The organism is Nonomuraea sp. NPDC003214 (assembly GCF_053590035.1).
In genome coordinates, this window is the sequence record NZ_JBSFSX010000004.1 from 694,400 (window position 1) to 710,116 (window position 15,717).

The following is a 15,717-nucleotide window of genomic DNA, read 5'->3' on the forward strand; positions in this document are numbered from 1 at the left end:
ACGAGAGTTATCGTATTACGATGGTTGCCGTACAATGGTGGCGGTTGAGGGAGGGCCGATGTCCACGAGGGTTCTGCAGCACCCCGACGCCGCCGAGATCCGGCTGGAGGCCGTGCTGCACGCGCTGGCCGACCCCATGCGGCTGGAGGTGGTGTGCTTCCTGGCCGCCCACGGCGGTGAGGCCGGCTGCGCCGAGATCGACCTGGCCGTGAGCAAGTCCACCGGCACCCACCACTACCGGGTGCTGCGCGAGGCCGGGGTCATCACCCAGGTCTACCGCGGCACCGCGAAGATCAACTCGCTGCGGCGCGACGACCTCGACGCGCTCTTCCCCGGCCTGCTCGACAGCGTCGTCACCGCGGCCGCCCGGCGCGTCCGCGTCTGACCGGCTCGCGCCCAGCCCGGGAGGCCGGATGATCGCACGGGCCGCCGCCGTGACGGCACTGCTGGCCACGGCCTCCTGCACGGCCGCTCCCCCACCGCCACCCCGGGCGGACGCCTCTCCGCGAACGGCGCCCACGCGCGCGGAGACGGGGTGCGGCGAGCGGCGGCTGCCCGGCGGGCGGCACACCTTCGAGCACGGCGGCCTCACCCGCACCTTCCTGCTGAGCGTCCCGGCCGGGCGCGGCCCGCACCCGGTGCTGCTCAACCTGCACGGCCTCGGCTCCGACGCCCGCCAGCAGGCCGCCTACACGCGCCTGCCCCGCGAAGGCGCCGCCCGCGGCTACATCGTCGCCACCCCGCAGGCCGCCGACGGGCGGCTGGCCTGGACACTGCCGCACACCTACGGCCCCGACGACACCGCGTTCCTCGGCGCGCTGCTCGACCACCTGGAGGACGGCCTGTGCGCCGACCGGCGGCGCGCGTTCGCCGCCGGGCTGTCCTACGGCGGCGCGATGGCCGTCGCCCTCGTGTGCGGCCTGCGCGGCCGGCTGGCCGGAGCCGCCGCCGTCGGCGGCGTCAGCCTGGCGCCGCCCTGCGAGCGGCCGCCGCCCGCCACCGTCGTCGCCGTGCACGGCACCGCCGACCGCGTCGTCCCCTACCAGGGCGGGCACCCGCTGCGCGAGGCCACCGGCGACCTGCGGGCGCTGGCCGACCTCGTGACGCTGCCGCCCGTCCCCGCCGTGAGCCGCCGGTGGGCCGCCGCCTACCGGTGCGGGCCCGCCGCCGCCTCCTCCCCCGCCTCCCGGGTACGGCTGTCGGCGTGGACGTCGTGCGCCGGCGGCGCCGCCGTCCGGCTGTACACGGTCAAGGACGGCGGGCACACCTGGCCCGGCCCCGTCGAGGTGCCCCGGCTGGGCCGCACCGAGACCGGGCTGGACGCCACCCGGCTGCTGCTGGACGTGTTCGACCGGGCGCCGGACCGGTCCTGAAGGCGCAGGCAGCGGGCGTTAGGCTTGGCGGCCATGAGTCACCAGGTGGGACACCAGACGGCGGCCGCGCTGCTGCGCCGCCTCGCGGCCGAACAGGCCGAGTGCCGCATCCCGTCGATCATGGCGGCGGTCGTGCGCGACGGGCACATCGCATGGGCGGCCGGGCGCGGCCGCGTCGGCGGCGAGCCGCCCACGACGCGCACCCAGTACCGGCTCGGCTCGATCACCAAGAGCGTGGTCGCCGTCGCCGTCATGCGGCTGCGCGACGAAGGGCTGCTCGACCTGCTGGATCCCATCGGCAAGCACCTGCCCGGCGCCCGGTTCGGCGAGGCGACCGTCGCCCAGCTGCTCTCCCACACCAGCGGGCTGACCGCCGAGCCGCCCACCCTCTGGTGGGAGCGCACCCCCGGCGTGGAGGCGGGCGAACTGCTCGCCCGGGTCGGGCCCGGCCACGTCAAGCACCGGCCCGGCCGCCGCTTCCACTACTCCAACGTCGGGTTCGCGCTGCTGGGCGAGCTGGTGGCGCGGCTGCGCGGCAGGCCGTGGCTGGACGTGGTGCGCCAGGAGGTGCTGGAGCCGCTCGGCATGAGCGACACCACCGCCCGGCCGCGCGCCCCGCACGCCTCCGGCTACGCCGTCCACCCGTACGCCGACGTGCTGCTGCCCGAGCCCGAGCACGACGCCGTCGCGATGGCGCCCGCCGGGCAGCTGTGGTCGACGACCGCCGACCTGGCGCGCTGGGCGGCCTTCGTCGCCGGTGACACCCGGGGCGTGATCGACGCCGCCACGCTGGAGGAGATGCGCGAGCCGGCGATCGTCGACGACGGCGACGCTTGGAGCGCCGGCTACGGGCTCGGCCTGCAGCTCACCCGCTACGCCGGGCGGCGGCTGGCCGGGCACACCGGGTCGATGCCGGGCTTCCTGGCCACCGTGTGGGCCGACCCGGCCGACCGGGTCGGCGTGCTGTTCCTGGCCAACACCACCTCCGGGATGAGCCGCACCCTGCCGACCGACCTGCTGCGCATCCTCGACGAGCACGAGCCCAGCCTGCCGCGCGAGTGGGAGCCTGCCGAGGCCGACGCCGACCTGCTGGCGCTGACCGGCGTGTGGCACTGGGGGCCGACCCCGTACGTGCTGCGGCTGCTGCCCGGGCGCGGGCTGGCTCTGGAGCCCGCCCGCGGCGGCGGCCGGGCCTCCCGGTTCGTGCCGCAGGACGACGGGACGTGGCTGGGGCTCGACGGCTACTACGCGGGCGAGACGCTGCGCGTGGCCGCCGACCACCTGGACGTCAACACGTTCGTCTTCACCCGCGAGCCGTACGACCCGGGCGCGCCGGTGCCGGGCGGCGTCGAGACCTGGCGGGCCTGACCCGCACGGGCGGGCACTCGCGCGGGCTTCTGGGCGGGCGCCCTCGCGGGCTTCTGGGGCGGGCTCCTTCGCGGGCCCGCTCAGGGGCTGGCGAGGGTGGCGGCCAGGTCGGCGGCCGGGCCGGGCGGCAGCGCGGCGTGCACCAGCTCCACCCGGTGCACCAGCCGGGGCGCCACCAGCGGCACCCCCGTCGCGGCCGAGGCGGGCAGCAGCGTCAGCCCGTGCCCGGCCGCGACCAGGCTCATCACCGTGCGCGGATCGTCGCCGGTGTAGTGCAGCCCGGCGCGGAACCCGTCGCCCGCCAGGTCACGCAGCCGCTCCAGCGGGCACAGCGGCGTGCGCAGCCAGCGGGCGTCCACCAGATCGGCCAGCCGCAGCCCCGCCCGGCCCGCCAGCGGATGATCGGCCGGCAGCGCCACCACCAGCGGCTCCTCCCCCGCCCGCGTCGCCGTGAGCGGGCCCGCGTCCGGCAGGCGCAGGGGATCGCTGGGCGCGGCGATGCCCGCCACCAGCGCCAGCTCCGCCTCGCCGCCCGCCACCAGCCGGGCCGCCTCGTCAGCCGGGCACGCCCGCACGGTCACCGTCAGCCGCGGCAGCCGCGCCCGCGCCGCCGCCAGCCGCCCGGCCAGGACGGGGCCGAGCGCCAGCGGGCCCACGGCCAGCGTCAGCCGGTGCACCGGCGCCGCCGCCACCCGCCGCACGTCGGCCCGCGCCGCCCGGATGCGCAGCAGCAGCGGCCCGGCGTGCTCCAGCAGCCGCTCCCCCGCCTCCGTCGGCGCCACCGGCCGGCGCGACAGCAGCGGCGCGCCCAGATCGGCCTCCAGCGCCGCCACCTGCTGGGAGACGGCCGACTGCGTGTAGCCGAGCTCGGCGGCCGCCGCCGAGAACGAGCCCAGCCGCGCCACCGTCACGAACGTCCGCACCAGATGAGGATCCATCAGGAACGCTTATAGCACATGCAGTCATTATCGTTGGCGCTTACCCGGCGCCGGGGGCCACGATGGCGAGCATGAGAATCGCCCTGGTCGGAGACCGCTCCCCCGGCGTGCGCGCCCACACGCGCATCCCCCTGCTGCTGGAGGCGTTGCGTGAACGCGACGGCCTCGCGCTCGACCCGTACTGGATCCCCACCACCGACACCGGCGGGCTGGACGGCTTCGACGGCATCTGGGTGGTGCCCGGCAGCCCGTACGCCAGCGAGGAAGGCGCCGTCGCCGCCGTGCGCACCGCGCGCGAGCGGCGCATCCCCTTCCTGGGCACGTGCGGCGGCTTCCAGCACATGCTGCTGGAGTACGCGCGCGGCGTGTGCGGGCTCGACGTCGCCCACGCCGAGAACGGCCCCGGGCACGACTACCTGCTCACCCCGCTGGCGTGCACGCTCGCTGGGCACGAGGCCCCGGTACGGCTGGCCGCCGGGTCGCTGATCGAGCAGATCATGGGGGCGCGCCAGACCGTGGAGGCCTACAACTGCTCCTACGGGCTCAACGACGGCTACCGGCGGACGCTGGAGGAGCACGGGCTGGTGTTCTCCGGCCACGGCGCCGGCGACGAGGGCAGCGACGAGAGCGGGGCCGGTGAGGCGGTGCGGGTGGCCGAGCTGCCGGGGCATCCGTTCTTCCTCGGCACGCTGTTCCAGCCGGAGCTGGCCGGTGACGGCAGCCGCGCGCACCCGGTCATCGCGGCCTTCGCCGCCGCCGTCGCCCGCCACGCCGCCGCCCGGCAGCCGGCCGCCGGATAGCGCGGGGTCACTCGCCGTACGGGAGCTCGCCGCCGGGGGGACCGGGGGGCTCGGCGGGCAGGACGGCCCGCAGGCGCCACCCGCCCTCCGGCGCGGGCCCGGCCTCGACCCTGCCCCCGGCCTGCGCCACCCGCTCGGCCAGCCCCCGCAGCCCGCTGCCCGCCACCCCGCCTGCCTCTTTCCGGGTGGCGGGGCCGTCGTCGTGGACGGTGACCGAGTGCGAGGCCACGGTGATGGTGACACGGGTGGCGGCGCTGTGCCGCAGGACGTTGGTGACGCCCTCGCGCACCACCCAGCCCAGCAGGTCCTGCGCCCACGGCGGCGGCGGGGCGCCGGTGCGGCGCACGTCCGGGGTGAGGCCCGCGGCGCTCAGCACGTCACCGGCGCGCGCCAGCTCCCCGTTCAGCGAGCCCTCGCGGTAGCCGGTGACGGCCTCGCGGACCTCGGCCAGCGCCTGGCGGCCGACCGTCTCGATGTCGGCGGCGTGCCGTCCGGCCTGCTCGGGGTCGCGCGCGGCCAGGCGGCGCACCGCCTCGGCCTTGACGACGATGACCGACAGCGTGTGCCCGAGCAGGTCGTGCAGGTCGCGGGCGAAGCGCAGCCGTTCGCGTTCGACGGCCGTCTCGGCCAGGCGGCGGCGGGTGCCGGCCAGCTCGGCGATGAGCGCGTGCAGGTGCATGATGAACGCCACCACCAGCCCGGCGCTGAACGTCCCCCACGCCAGCGCCATCACCGGCTCCAGCCCGCCGCCGGTGAACAGCGTGACCAGCGCGGCCGCGGCCGTCAGCGCCAGCAGCGGCGCCAGCAGGGCGGCCCGCACCGCGCGTCCGGCCAGCACCAGCCCGCACGCGATGCCCGCCAGCGGGAACAGGTACAGCCAGCCGCCGGCGAACAGCGCCGCCAGGCCCGTCACCGCCACCCCCAGCAGGGCCAGCGCCACCGTGGCGGCCACCGTGGCAGCCACGGTGCGTGAGCGGAAGGCCAGCAGGACCGCCGCCGCGTACAGGAGGATGACGGCGGCCAGGCCCGGCCAGGCCAGCCAGGCGGGGCGGCTGTCGCCGGCCGCGGTGTCCCACGCGGCGGCGACGCCGATCAGGGCGAAGGCGAGGAACCCGGCGCCGGACGGCGGCCCGTAGGGGCGGCCGCCGGGCGCGCGGGCGGGGTCGGTGGTCATCGCCTCCCACGTTAGACGGATGTCCGATCACGGTAAGTAACACGGTGATCGGGGGATCTGCGTGAATCTGTGGGAGTACATCGCCGACCGGCGGGATCTGCTGCTCTTCGAGACGGCGCAGCACGCCAGCATGGTGGCGCAGTGCGTGCTGGTGGCCGCCGTGATCGGCGTGGCGGTGGGCGTCGTCACCTACCGGCGGCCGCGCGGGGCGGCGCTGGCCACCGGCACGGCCGGGGTGCTGTTCACGGTGCCGTCGCTGGCGATGCTCGGCCTGCTCATCCCGGTGCTGGGGCTGGGGGTGGCGCCGAGCGTGACGGCGATCGTGCTGTACGCGCTGCTGCCGATCATCCGGAACACGGTGGTGGGGCTGCGGGGGGTGGACCCGATGCTGGTGGACGCGGCGCGCGGGATCGGGATGAGCCGGCTGCGGGCGCTGACGCGGGTCGAGCTGCCGCTGGCCTGGCCGGTGATCCTGACCGGCATCCGGGTCTCGACGCAGCTGGCGATGGGCATCGGCGCGGTGGCCGCGTACGTGTCGGGGCCGGGATTGGGCGAGCAGATCTTCTCCGGGCTGGCCCGGCTGGGCGGCGCGAACGCGGTGAACTCCACGCTCACCGGCACGCTCGGCGTGGCGCTGCTGGCGCTTGCGTTCGACGCGTGTTTCGTGCTGCTGGGGCGGCTGACCAGGCCGGGAGGCCGCCGTGCCTGAGACGGGGGCGGGCGGCGGCGGGGTGCCGATCGAGCTGCGCGCGGTGACCAAGCGCTTCCCCGGCGCGGCGGCGCCCGCGGTGAACGAGCTGGATCTGACGATCGCCGCCGGGGAGATCGTGGTGCTGCTCGGGCCGTCGGGGTGCGGCAAGACGACGACGATGCGGATGATCAACCGGCTGGACGAGCCCACGTCCGGAGATATTTTCATCGGCGGGCGCAGCGCCCGCGACATCGACCCCGACCGGCTGCGGCGCAACATCGGGTACGTGATCCAGCAGGCCGGGCTGTTCCCGCACCTGACGGTGGCGGCCAACATCGCGCAGGTGCCGCGCCTGCTGAAGTGGGACTCCGGCCGGATCGCACGCCGCGTGGAGGAGCTGCTGACGCTGGTCGGGCTGGACCCGGCGACGTTCGCCCAGCGCTACCCCAGAGCGCTGTCGGGCGGCCAGCAGCAGCGGGTGGGGGTGGCCAGGGCGCTGGCCGCCGACCCGCCGGTGATGCTGATGGACGAGCCGTTCGGCGCCCTGGACCCGATCACCCGCGAACGGCTGCAGGACGAGCTGCTGCGGCTGCAGGACGAGCTGGCCAAGACGATCGTGTTCGTGACGCACGACGTCGACGAGGCGCTGAAGATCGGCGACCGGATCGCGATCATGGAGCGGGGGGCGCGGATCGTCCAGTACGCGCGGCCGGCCGAGATCCTGACCGCGCCCGCGGGCGAGTACGTCGAGCAGTACCTGGGCGGCGGGTCGTCGATGCGGCTGCTGCGGCTGACGAAGGTGGGCGACATCCGGCTCGACTCGGTGCCGCACGCCACCGCCGGCGCCGACGCGCGTGCCCTGCTGGCCCAGGCCGAGGAGGAGGGCCGCGACTTCGCGCTCGTCGTCGACGAGGCGGGCCGGCCGCGCCGGTGGGTGAGCGCCGCCGACCTGGCCGCCGCGCGCGGGCCCGTCGGCGAGCTGGGCGAGGAGACGGGGCCGCCGATCGGGCACCGGATGACGTTGCAGGACGCGCTGGAGGCGCTGCTGAACGCCGACAGCGACGTGGTGCCGGTCGTCGGCCGCGGGCAGGCGTACGCGGGGGTGCTGTCGCTGAGCACGGTGCAGAACGCGATCCAGGCGATCAAGGCGCGCGAGCGGGAGCGCCGCCGCCGGCGCCTGTCCGGCCTCACCGGGGACAGCGGAGACGGCGGATCCGGGGACGGCGGGCCCGGGGACGGCGGGTCCGGGCCGGGGGGTGGGGCGTGACCGTCAGCGGGTCGGCCGCGCAGCAGGCCGCCATCCCCGAACCGGACGTCGGCCGCTCCTGGCACATGCTGCTCGCGCCGCTCATCTACCTGGCCGTGGCCGCCGCGATGGTCGCCTACACCCAGCTGGTGCCGCTGGACGACATCGAGCGCAGCGCGCTGCGGCTGCCGTTCCTGGCCCGGCGCACCTGGGAGCACATCCGGCTGGTGTTCTACTCCACCGTGCTCGTGCTCGTGGTCGCGCTGCCGCTCGGGGTGCTGCTGACCCGGCGCGCCCTGCGCAAGGCCACCCCCGTGGTGCTGGCCGTGGTCAACGTCGGGCAGGCCACCCCGGCCGTCGGCCTGATCGTGCTGCTGGCCGTGGTGTTCCGGATCGGGTTCTGGACGGCGGTCGTCGCGCTGTTCGCCTACAGCCTGCTGCCGACGCTGCGCAACACGATGGTGGGCCTGGAACAGGTCGACCCCCGGCTGATCGACGCCGGGCGCGGCATCGGCATGTCGGCGTTCGGCGTGCTGTGGCGCGTCGAACTGCCCATGGCCGTCCCCGTCATCCTGTCAGGGGTGCGCACCACGCTCGTGCTGAACGTCGGCACCGCCGGCATCGCCGCGTTCATCGGCGCGGGCGGCCTCGGCGACCTGATCACCGCCGGGGTCAGCACCCAGCGCAACCTCGTGCTGATCACCGGATGCGTGCTCATCGCCGTGCTGGCCATGCTCATCGACTGGGCCGGCGGCGTCGCCCAGCGGCTGCTGTCGCCCAAGGGGCTCACATGAGACCCGCGCTCCTGCTGGTGCTCACGGCGGCGCTCACGGCGGTGCTCGTGGCGGCGGCCGGGTGCGGGCTGCGGCCGGCCTCGGCGTTCATCCCGCCGGTCGGGCCCGGCAGCATCAAACCCGTCCCCGCGCTGGAAGGCGTACGGCTGCAGGTGACGTCGAAGGAGTTCACCGAACAGCTCATCCTCGGCAAGATCGCCGTGCTCGCGCTCACCGTCGCCGGCGCCGACGTCGCCGACCGCACCAACGTGCAGGGCAGCGTCAACGCCCGCCGCTCCCTGACCCGGGGCGACGCCGACCTCATGTGGGAGTACACCGGCACCGGCTGGATCACCTACCTCGGCAGGAGCGACCCGATCACCGACGCGGCCCGCCAGTACGAGGCCGTGCGCGAGCTGGACCTGCGCCGCAACGACATCGTGTGGCTGCCCCCCGCGCCGCTGAACAACAGCTACTCCATGGCCGTCACCCGCGCCACCGCCACCCGCTACGGCATGCGCACGATCTCCGACATCACCCGGGTGCCGCCCGAGCGGCGCACGTTCTGCGTCGACCACGAGACGTTCGGCCGCTCCGACGGGTTCCTCGGCATGCTGCGCGCCTACGGCCTGCGCTACGGCGCCGACGTGCAGCCGTCGAAGGTGCGCCGCGTCTCCACCGGCGTGCTGTACGACTCGATCGCCAGCGGCCAGTGCACGCTCGGCATGGTCACCACCACCGACGGCCGGCTCGAAGCGCTCCAGCTGGCGCTGCTGGAGGACGACCGCCACTTCTTCCCCCTCTACCACCCGTCGGTCACCATCCGCGGCCCGGTCGCCCGCGAGCACCCCGAGATCGCCCGCGTCTTCGCGCCGATCAGCGCCAAGCTCACCGACGAGGTCATCCGCAAGCTGAACGCCCAGGTCGACGTGGACGGTGACGTGCCGGTGCTCGTCGCCCGCGACTGGCTGCGCTCGCAGGGCTTCATCACCTGAGCGGGCCCAGGATCGTGCCCGTGTTCACACTCGACGACGTGCTCGAGGTCGACACGCCCTTCTGAACGCGCCTCAGGCGACGGCCACCTCCAGGGCGCGCAGCCGGTCCGGCTCGGCGACCACGTCGACGCCGGTGATCAGATCCCCGTCGAAGGTGAAGGTCAGCACGACCGACAGGCGGCCGTACGGCGCCATCGCCAGCGCCGGGACGCCGTCGACGAGCGCCACGCCGGTGAAGCGGGCCCGGCCGGTGGCGGCCATCGCGCCCTCGGCCACCCGGCGGGCGCCGCGCACCACGATCGGCTCCGGCGTCGGCACGACCCGCCGGTCGGCGTGCAGGACGACGTCCGGATGCAGCAGCTTGACCAGCGCCTCGAAGTCCCCGCCCCGGGTGGCCGCCAGGAACGCCTCCACCACCCGCCGCCGCTGCGGCGCGTCCGGGCGCGGCGCGGCGCCGCCCCTGACGCGGCGGCGCGCCCGGCTGGCCAGCTGCCTGACCGCCTGCGGCGTCCGCTCCAGCATGACGGCGATGTCCTCGAACGGCACCGCGAACAGGTCATGCAGCACGAACGCCAGCCGCTCGGCCGGGCTGAGCCGGTCCAGCACCACCAGCAGCGCCACCCCGACCGAGTCGGCCAGCACCGCCTCCTCCTCCGGGTCCGCCCCGCCCGCCGCCCCGACCGCCGGCCCGCCGTCAGGCCCGCTCTGGGCCTCCAGCGGGTCCTCGCGGCGGGTCCGGCGCGCGCGCAGCATGTTCAGGCACAGCCGCGCCACCACGGTCGTCAGCCACGCGCCCAGGTTGTCCACGCCGGAGACGTCGGAGCGGCTCAGCCGCAGCCACGCCTCCTGGACGGCGTCGTCGGCCTCGCTCACCGAGCCGAGCATCCGGTAGGCCACGGCCCGCAGCCCGCCCCGGTGCTCCTCGAACAGCCCGGCCAGCCGGTCATCTGCGACGCGCTCGTTCACCCTGGTCCTCGTCCCTTCCCGCGATGGCGTGCGCACACCCTAACCGGACCCTCCCGGCGAAGCGGGACAGGGGTGGCCCGACGTGGCGAAAGCGCCGAAGATGGCGTTGATCGTCTCCCCGGCCGCGAAGGAGCGCCCATGCCCGCCACCTCCACGCTGGTGCTCGTGCACGGCTTCTGGCACGGCTCCTGGTGCTGGAGCGAGGTCATCCCCCACCTGGCCGCCGCCGGTCGCGCCGCCGTCGCCGTCGACCTGGCCGGGCACGGGCTGCGCGCCCGCAGGCCGCGCTGGCTCACCGCGCGCCCGTACGACCCCGAGGCCGTGCGCGCGGAGGTGTCGCCGGTGGGCGGCGTGAGCCTGGAGGAGGCCGCCGCGCTGCTGACGGCGCAGCTCGAACGCATCGGCGGCGGCCGGCCGGTGACCGTGGTCGCCCACAGCGCGGCCGGCCCCGTGCTGATGCGCGTCACCGAGCGCAGGCCCGCCCTGGTCGCGCACGCCGTCTACCTGACCGCGTACCTGCCGGCCTCCGGCCTGTCGGCCGCCGCCTGCACGCGGCTGCCCGAGGCGGCGGCCGACCAGGTCGCGCCGCTGCTGCGCGGCGACCCCGCCCGCACCGGGGCGCTCCGGCTCGACCTGGCCACCAGCGACGCCGCCTACCGGCGTGCGCTGTACGAGGCGTTCTACGGCGACGTGGAACCGGGGCTCGCCGGCGCCGCCACCGCCCTGCTGACCCCCGACGGCCCCATCGGCATCATGCTCGGCGCCACCACCCTGACCCGCGACGGCTGGGGCTCGGTGCCGCGCACGTACGTCATGTGCACGGCCGACCGGGCGATCGTGCCGGCGTTGCAGGCGAGGTTCGTGGCCGAGGCCGACGCCGCCTTCCCGGGCGATCCGGTGTCCGTGGTCGAGCTGGACGCCTCCCACTCGCCGTTCCTGTCGATGCCGGGACGGCTGGCCGACGTGCTGGCGGCGCTCGGCTGACGGGCGGCCGACGGGCGGCTGACCGGGCGGCACAGGGCCCGCCGGCCGAATCAGACGCCCCGGACGTCGTGCGCGCTCCCGGGCGCGGCGAAGGCGAGCAGCGCGGCGGCCTCCGCGCGGATCTCCTCGGCCTGCGCGCCGGTGACGGGCGCGAACAGCTCGACGCTCACCACGGCCTTGTCCCGCTTCCAGGTGCCGCGCACGAACCCGTCGACCAGCACCGTGCCGAGCACCTGGCCGTTGACGGTGATCACCCGCGGCCGGTCGGCGTCGGCGATCACCCGGGTGCGGTCGGCGTGGCTGAGCAGCAGGTTGTCGAACGGCGCCAGCAGCCGCACCGGCGCGGGCGCCTCACCGCCCGGCCGGGGCGCGCCGGGCAGGTCGAACAGCTCCCTGCCGTCCGGGCCCGTCAGCGTGACCAGCTCCGGGCGCAGCCGCTCGACCACCTCGCGCAGCCCGGTCAGCCCCGACCACGCCTGCGCGTCGGCCACCGTGGCGGGCCCGAACGCCGCCAGGTAGCGGCGCACCAGCGTCTCGGGCGAGGGACGCGGGTCCGGGTCGCGGCCCAGCCACGACTCGGCCGTCGCGTACGCGGTCTGCCCCGAGCGGCCCCACACGGCGCGCGGCGGCACTTGCACGAGCGGGACGAGGATGCGCATGATCTGCGCCAGGTCGGCCGCCTTGACGCCGGGGAACTCGCCGGCCAGCCGGGCGCCGAGCGCCGCCCCGGTCAGCGGGCCGCCGTCCAGCGCCCGGCGGCCCGCCGCGACCACCGCGTCCAGGTCGAGGGCGGCGATGCGGCTGCCGTACGCGCTGTGCAGGTAGCGGGTGAGCTGCGGCTGCGTCAGCGGGCGCAGCGTGAGGCTGTCGGCGGCGCTGACCAGGTGGACGGTGCCGCGCATGAGCACGAGCCTGACCACGTGGCGCTCCTCCAGCAGCCGCGCCAGCTCGCCGGGCTCGAAGCCGGACAGCCGCGACCACAGGCCGAAGTACGGCGGGAACGGCGCCTGGGCCTGCAGGCCCACCAGGTGCTCGACGGCCTCCAGCGCGGGCATGGCGTGGCGGCGCAGCAGGAGCTGGCGGGCCAGCGTGGCGCGGTTGAGGTCACGCAGGGTGATCACGGGGTGGCTCCGGGGATCATGCCGTCGAGGAGGTAGGCCAGGCCGCGGGTGAAGGCGGCGTCCCAGTCGGGGTCGAGGCCGTGCGCGGCCAGGGTCGGGTAGGCGTCGCGGTGCTGCTGCAGGTGCCGGGCCAGGCCGGGGCCGCTGCCGGCCGGGTCGCGGGCCTGCATGGTGGCCGAGCCGGTGACGAACGTCGACAGGCTGAAGGCCGCGGCGGTCAGGTCGGGGCCGGTGAACCCGGCCTCGGCCAGCGTCGCGTACAGGAACTCGGTGCGCTCCAGCGCGTTGGGACCCATCAGCGGGCGGTCCAGCAGGCCGGTCGACCACGGGTGGCGCAGCAGGGCGGCCCGCCAGCCGGTGACCAGCGCCGCCGCCCGCTGCCGCCAGGTGCCGCCCTCGGGCAGCGGCACCTGGCCGAACACGGCGTCCAGCGCCAGGTCGAGCACGTCGTCCTTGGTCTTGACGTGCCAGTAGAGGGTGGTGGAGCCGGTGCCGAGCCGCTCGGCCAGCCGGCGCATCGTCAGCCGGGCCTCGCCCTCCTCGTCGAGCAGGGCGACGGCCTCGGCGACGATCCGGTCCAGGGTGAGGGGCCGGCGCTCGCGCCGGGCGGGCCGCAGCCACACGCTCTCGTTCACCACCCGACGATAATACGCTGTACGAGGACCGGATCGATGGTCTAGTAATGGAACAATGAGCCATGTCGAGGTGAGCGAGCTGACCTACCGGCTGCCGGACGGGCGGTCCCTGCTGCGGGACGTGTCGTTCCGCGTCGGCGACGGCGTCGTCGCGGCGCTCGTCGGCCCCAACGGCGCCGGCAAGACCACCCTGCTGCGCCTGATCGCCGGCGAGCTGCAGCCGGCCGCCGGCCGCGTCGCCGCCTCCGGCGGGATCGGCGTGCTGCGCCAGTTCCCCGGCCCCGGCACCGTCGCCGAACTGCTGCTCGCCGTCGCCCCCGCGCCGATCGCCGCCGCGTCCGCCGAACTCGCCGAAGCCGGCCGCGACCTGGACGGCGAGCCCGCCCAGCTCCGCTACGCCCAGGCCTTGGCCGACTACGCCGACACCGGCGGCTACGAGCTCGAAGTGGTCTGGGACACCTGCACCACGCTCGCCCTCGGCCGCCCCTTCGACGCCGTACGCGAACGCCCGGTCGAGACGCTGTCCGGCGGCGAACGCAAACGGCTCATGCTGGAGGCGCTGCTGCGCGGCCCCGACCGCGTCCTGATGCTCGACGAACCGGACAACTACCTGGACGTGCCCGCCAAACAGTGGCTGGAACGGCGGCTGCGCGAGACCCCCAAGACCGTGCTGCTCGTCTCCCACGACCGCCACCTGCTGGCCGAGACCGCCGACCGCGTCGTCACCGTCGAAGCCGGCCGCGTGTGGGTGCACGGCGGCGGCTACGGCGGCTACGCCCGCGCCCGCCGCGAACGCGCCGAACGCCTGCACGACCTGCGCCGCCAGTGGGAGCGCGAACACGCCCGGCTGCGCGGCATCGCCGACACCCTGCGCCGAGGCGCCACCCGCAACGACGGCCTGGCCACCTCCTACCAGGCCGCGCTCACCCGCCTGGCCCGCTTCGAGGAAGCCGGCCCGCCCGAACGCGCCCCCAAGCCGCAGAACGTGCGCATGCGCCTGCGCGGCGGCCGCACCGGCAAACGCGCCCTCACCTGCGAACAGCTCGCCCTGCCCGGCCTGCTGAAACCGTTCGACACCGAGATCTGGTACGGCGAGCGCGTCGCCGTCCTCGGCCTCAACGGCACCGGCAAGTCCCACCTGCTGCGCCTGCTCGCCGGCCATCCCGTCGCCCACACCGGCGCCTTCACCCTCGGCGCCCGCGTGCGGCCCGGCCTGTTCGCCCAGACCCACCAGCGGCCCGACCTGGCCGGGCAGCCCATCGCCGACCTCGTCACGACCGGGACCGCCACCGGCCGCCCGCTCGAGCGCGACGAGGCCATGGCCGCGCTGGCCCGCTACGAGCTCGCCCCCGCCTGGAGGCGGCCCTTCGAGACGCTGTCCGGCGGCCAGCAGGCCCGGCTGCAGATCCTGCTGCTGGAGCTGTCCGGCGCCACCCTGCTGCTGCTCGACGAGCCCACCGACAACCTGGACCTGGCCGGCGCCGAAGCCCTCCAGCAGGGCCTGGCCGCCTACCGGGGGACGGTGCTGGCCGTCACCCACGACCGGTGGTTCGCCGCCGACTTCGACCGCTACCTCATCTGCGCCGCCGACGGCCACGTCAGCGAGAGCGCCGAACCCGTATGGGACCGGTAGCCGCCCGTCAGGCCAGCGCGTGGACCAGCTCCACCGCCTCGCCCAGCGCCGCCGTCTCCTCCGCCGACATCGTCGGGTTGGCCGCCCGCCGCGCGCACGCCTCGGCGAGCTGCCCGCCGAACAGCTCACCCCCCTCCTCCTCCTCCTCCTCGGGGTCGCGGCACGACAGCAGCGACGCCAGCAGCAGCCGCGTCAGCTCCACCGGCTCCACCATCCGGGTCACCGCCGCCTGCGCCAGGATCAGCGCCGACGTCGCCCAGTCCAGGGCCGGCGGCCCCAGCTCGGCGTTCTGCCAGTCGATCACCACCGGGCCGCGCGGCGACAGCAGCACGTTGTCCGGATGCAGATCCAGATGCAGCACCCGCTCACCCGGCCCCGCCTGCGCGCCCGGCGGCACCGCGTGCAGGCGGCGCAGCAGCTCCGCCAGCATCCGGCCACCCTCCTCGGGCGCCATCGAGCCGTCCACCAGCGCCACCAGCATCGTCGCGCCCGCCACCCGCTCCATCACCAGGTCCGTGGGCCGCGGCCGCTCCGGGAAGACCTTCGGCACCGGGAACCCCGCCGCCGCCACGAGCGTCATCGTCGCCAGCTCCCCGCCCGCGTCGTCACCGTCGCGGTAGCGGCGCAGCACCCGGCCCTCGCCCGCCTCGTACACGTCGGCGGTGCGGCCCCTGGCCAGCAGATCCCCCAGCATCATGACCCCAATCTAGGCTCGGACCATGCGTCACGTGCTGATGATCGGATTCGACGAGGACACGGTCACGCCATCGCCCGCTGCGGCGGCATCGAGATCCGGCCCCTTCAGGAAGCGCCCCTCCCCTGACCGGCTTTCCCGGCGGGGTGTCGGTGGGCGGGCCCGCCGTTCGTCGTAGGGCATGAACACCGTCATCTCCCGCGACGGCACCCCCATCGCCTGCCACAGCACCGGCACTCGTGCTGGTCGCCGGGGCCTTCAACGACCACTCCGCCGGGACGCCGCCGGCCAGCCGGCGCGCCGCCCCGGCCCCGGTCCTGACGGAG

At 75.8% G+C, this 15,717-nt stretch carries 17 protein-coding genes; 10 read left to right on the forward strand and 7 right to left on the reverse strand.

What is annotated here, in order from left to right; genetic code table 11:
* Positions 1-58 precede the first annotated feature (58 nt).
* From ACWDXC_RS15450 to ACWDXC_RS15460, 3 genes are read left to right on the forward strand one after another with little or no spacing between them, the layout of a single operon-like run.
* Positions 59-385 carry an ArsR/SmtB family transcription factor gene (locus tag ACWDXC_RS15450; protein WP_449981900.1) on the forward strand — a complete coding sequence of 109 codons (327 nt, stop codon included), beginning with the start codon at positions 59-61 and terminating at the stop codon, positions 383-385.
* A 28-nt stretch (positions 386-413) separates the two neighbouring features.
* Positions 414-1,373, forward strand: a complete 960-nt coding sequence (locus tag ACWDXC_RS15455) for an alpha/beta hydrolase family esterase (protein WP_449981902.1) — start codon at positions 414-416, stop codon at positions 1,371-1,373.
* 33 nt (positions 1,374-1,406) lie between these two features.
* Positions 1,407-2,741, forward strand: coding sequence for a serine hydrolase domain-containing protein (locus ACWDXC_RS15460; protein WP_449981904.1), 1,335 nt, complete (start codon positions 1,407-1,409; stop codon positions 2,739-2,741).
* Positions 2,742-2,821: 80 nt separating this feature from the next.
* On the opposite strand, the gene ACWDXC_RS15465 is transcribed toward ACWDXC_RS15460, so the two are convergent.
* Positions 2,822-3,679, reverse strand: coding sequence for a LysR family transcriptional regulator (locus tag ACWDXC_RS15465; protein WP_449981906.1), 858 nt, complete (start codon positions 3,677-3,679; stop codon positions 2,822-2,824).
* A gap of 71 nt (positions 3,680-3,750) precedes the next feature.
* Between ACWDXC_RS15465 and ACWDXC_RS15470 the strand changes: the two genes are divergently transcribed.
* Positions 3,751-4,479, forward strand: a complete 729-nt coding sequence (locus ACWDXC_RS15470) for a CTP synthase C-terminal region-related (seleno)protein (protein ID WP_449981908.1) — start codon at positions 3,751-3,753, stop codon at positions 4,477-4,479.
* Between the two features lie 7 nt (positions 4,480-4,486).
* Here the strand turns inward: ACWDXC_RS15470 and ACWDXC_RS15475 are convergent, their stop codons facing one another.
* Entirely contained in the window at positions 4,487-5,653 is a 1,167-nt protein-coding gene (locus ACWDXC_RS15475; protein ID WP_449981910.1) for a sensor histidine kinase, read from the reverse strand.
* A 61-nt stretch (positions 5,654-5,714) separates the two neighbouring features.
* Here ACWDXC_RS15475 and ACWDXC_RS15480 point away from each other — a divergent pair, with 61 nt between their 5' ends.
* The 4 genes from ACWDXC_RS15480 to ACWDXC_RS15495 are packed head-to-tail and all read left to right on the forward strand — an operon-like array spanning position 5,715 to position 9,358.
* A complete protein-coding gene (locus ACWDXC_RS15480) occupies positions 5,715-6,362 on the forward strand; it encodes an ABC transporter permease (protein WP_449981912.1) in 648 nt (215 codons plus the stop codon).
* The gene (locus ACWDXC_RS15485) at positions 6,355-7,611 is read left to right on the forward strand and encodes a betaine/proline/choline family ABC transporter ATP-binding protein (protein ID WP_449981914.1); all 1,257 of its coding nucleotides are present in this window, start codon (positions 6,355-6,357) and stop codon (positions 7,609-7,611) included. Before ACWDXC_RS15480 ends, ACWDXC_RS15485 begins: the two co-directional genes overlap by 8 nt.
* Positions 7,608-8,384 (forward strand): ABC transporter permease, encoded by a 777-nt coding sequence (locus ACWDXC_RS15490; protein ID WP_449981916.1) that lies wholly within the window; start codon positions 7,608-7,610, stop codon positions 8,382-8,384. The genes ACWDXC_RS15485 and ACWDXC_RS15490 overlap by 4 nt, the downstream gene beginning before the upstream one ends.
* Positions 8,381-9,358, forward strand: a complete 978-nt coding sequence (locus ACWDXC_RS15495; protein ID WP_449981918.1) for a glycine betaine ABC transporter substrate-binding protein — start codon at positions 8,381-8,383, stop codon at positions 9,356-9,358. Before ACWDXC_RS15490 ends, ACWDXC_RS15495 begins: the two co-directional genes overlap by 4 nt.
* A gap of 72 nt (positions 9,359-9,430) precedes the next feature.
* Here the strand turns inward: ACWDXC_RS15495 and ACWDXC_RS15500 are convergent, their stop codons facing one another.
* Positions 9,431-10,324: a sigma-70 family RNA polymerase sigma factor gene (locus tag ACWDXC_RS15500; protein WP_449981920.1), complete on the reverse strand. Its 894-nt coding sequence runs from the start codon at positions 10,322-10,324 to the stop codon at positions 9,431-9,433.
* 138 nt (positions 10,325-10,462) lie between these two features.
* Here ACWDXC_RS15500 and ACWDXC_RS15505 point away from each other — a divergent pair, with 138 nt between their 5' ends.
* Positions 10,463-11,308 carry an alpha/beta fold hydrolase gene (locus ACWDXC_RS15505; RefSeq protein WP_449981922.1) on the forward strand — a complete coding sequence of 282 codons (846 nt, stop codon included), beginning with the start codon at positions 10,463-10,465 and terminating at the stop codon, positions 11,306-11,308.
* Between the two features lie 50 nt (positions 11,309-11,358).
* On the opposite strand, the gene ACWDXC_RS15510 is transcribed toward ACWDXC_RS15505, so the two are convergent.
* Together ACWDXC_RS15510 and ACWDXC_RS15515 are read right to left on the reverse strand one after the other, a co-directional pair.
* Positions 11,359-12,429 (reverse strand): winged helix DNA-binding domain-containing protein, encoded by a 1,071-nt coding sequence (locus ACWDXC_RS15510; RefSeq protein WP_449981924.1) that lies wholly within the window; start codon positions 12,427-12,429, stop codon positions 11,359-11,361.
* Positions 12,426-13,064, reverse strand: coding sequence for a TetR/AcrR family transcriptional regulator (locus ACWDXC_RS15515; RefSeq protein WP_449981926.1), 639 nt, complete (start codon positions 13,062-13,064; stop codon positions 12,426-12,428). The genes ACWDXC_RS15510 and ACWDXC_RS15515 overlap by 4 nt, the downstream gene beginning before the upstream one ends.
* Positions 13,065-13,119: 55 nt before the next feature.
* Here ACWDXC_RS15515 and ACWDXC_RS15520 point away from each other — a divergent pair, with 55 nt between their 5' ends.
* Positions 13,120-14,697, forward strand: a complete 1,578-nt coding sequence (locus ACWDXC_RS15520; protein WP_449981928.1) for an ATP-binding cassette domain-containing protein — start codon at positions 13,120-13,122, stop codon at positions 14,695-14,697.
* A 7-nt stretch (positions 14,698-14,704) separates the two neighbouring features.
* On the opposite strand, the gene ACWDXC_RS15525 is transcribed toward ACWDXC_RS15520, so the two are convergent.
* Together ACWDXC_RS15525 and ACWDXC_RS15530 are read right to left on the reverse strand one after the other, a co-directional pair.
* Entirely contained in the window at positions 14,705-15,394 is a 690-nt protein-coding gene (locus ACWDXC_RS15525; RefSeq protein ID WP_449981930.1) for a phosphotransferase, read from the reverse strand.
* Positions 15,395-15,421: 27 nt separating this feature from the next.
* A complete protein-coding gene (locus tag ACWDXC_RS15530; RefSeq protein WP_449981932.1) occupies positions 15,422-15,622 on the reverse strand; it encodes a hypothetical protein in 201 nt (66 codons plus the stop codon).
* Between the last annotated feature and the right edge of the window lie 95 nt (positions 15,623-15,717).

Coding starts and splice junctions, on each gene's coding strand:
- ACWDXC_RS15450 (WP_449981900.1), top strand. CDS start 59: ATGTCCACGAGGGTTCTGCAGCACCCCGACGCCGCCGAGATCCGGCTG.
- ACWDXC_RS15455 (WP_449981902.1), top strand. CDS start 414: ATGATCGCACGGGCCGCCGCCGTGACGGCACTGCTGGCCACGGCCTCC.
- ACWDXC_RS15460 (WP_449981904.1), top strand. CDS start 1,407: ATGAGTCACCAGGTGGGACACCAGACGGCGGCCGCGCTGCTGCGCCGC.
- ACWDXC_RS15465 (WP_449981906.1), bottom strand. CDS start 3,679: ATGGATCCTCATCTGGTGCGGACGTTCGTGACGGTGGCGCGGCTGGGC.
- ACWDXC_RS15470 (WP_449981908.1), top strand. CDS start 3,751: ATGAGAATCGCCCTGGTCGGAGACCGCTCCCCCGGCGTGCGCGCCCAC.
- ACWDXC_RS15475 (WP_449981910.1), bottom strand. CDS start 5,653: ATGACCACCGACCCCGCCCGCGCGCCCGGCGGCCGCCCCTACGGGCCG.
- ACWDXC_RS15495 (WP_449981918.1), top strand. CDS start 8,381: ATGAGACCCGCGCTCCTGCTGGTGCTCACGGCGGCGCTCACGGCGGTG.
- ACWDXC_RS15505 (WP_449981922.1), top strand. CDS start 10,463: ATGCCCGCCACCTCCACGCTGGTGCTCGTGCACGGCTTCTGGCACGGC.
- ACWDXC_RS15520 (WP_449981928.1), top strand. CDS start 13,120: ATGAGCCATGTCGAGGTGAGCGAGCTGACCTACCGGCTGCCGGACGGG.
- ACWDXC_RS15525 (WP_449981930.1), bottom strand. CDS start 15,394: ATGATGCTGGGGGATCTGCTGGCCAGGGGCCGCACCGCCGACGTGTAC.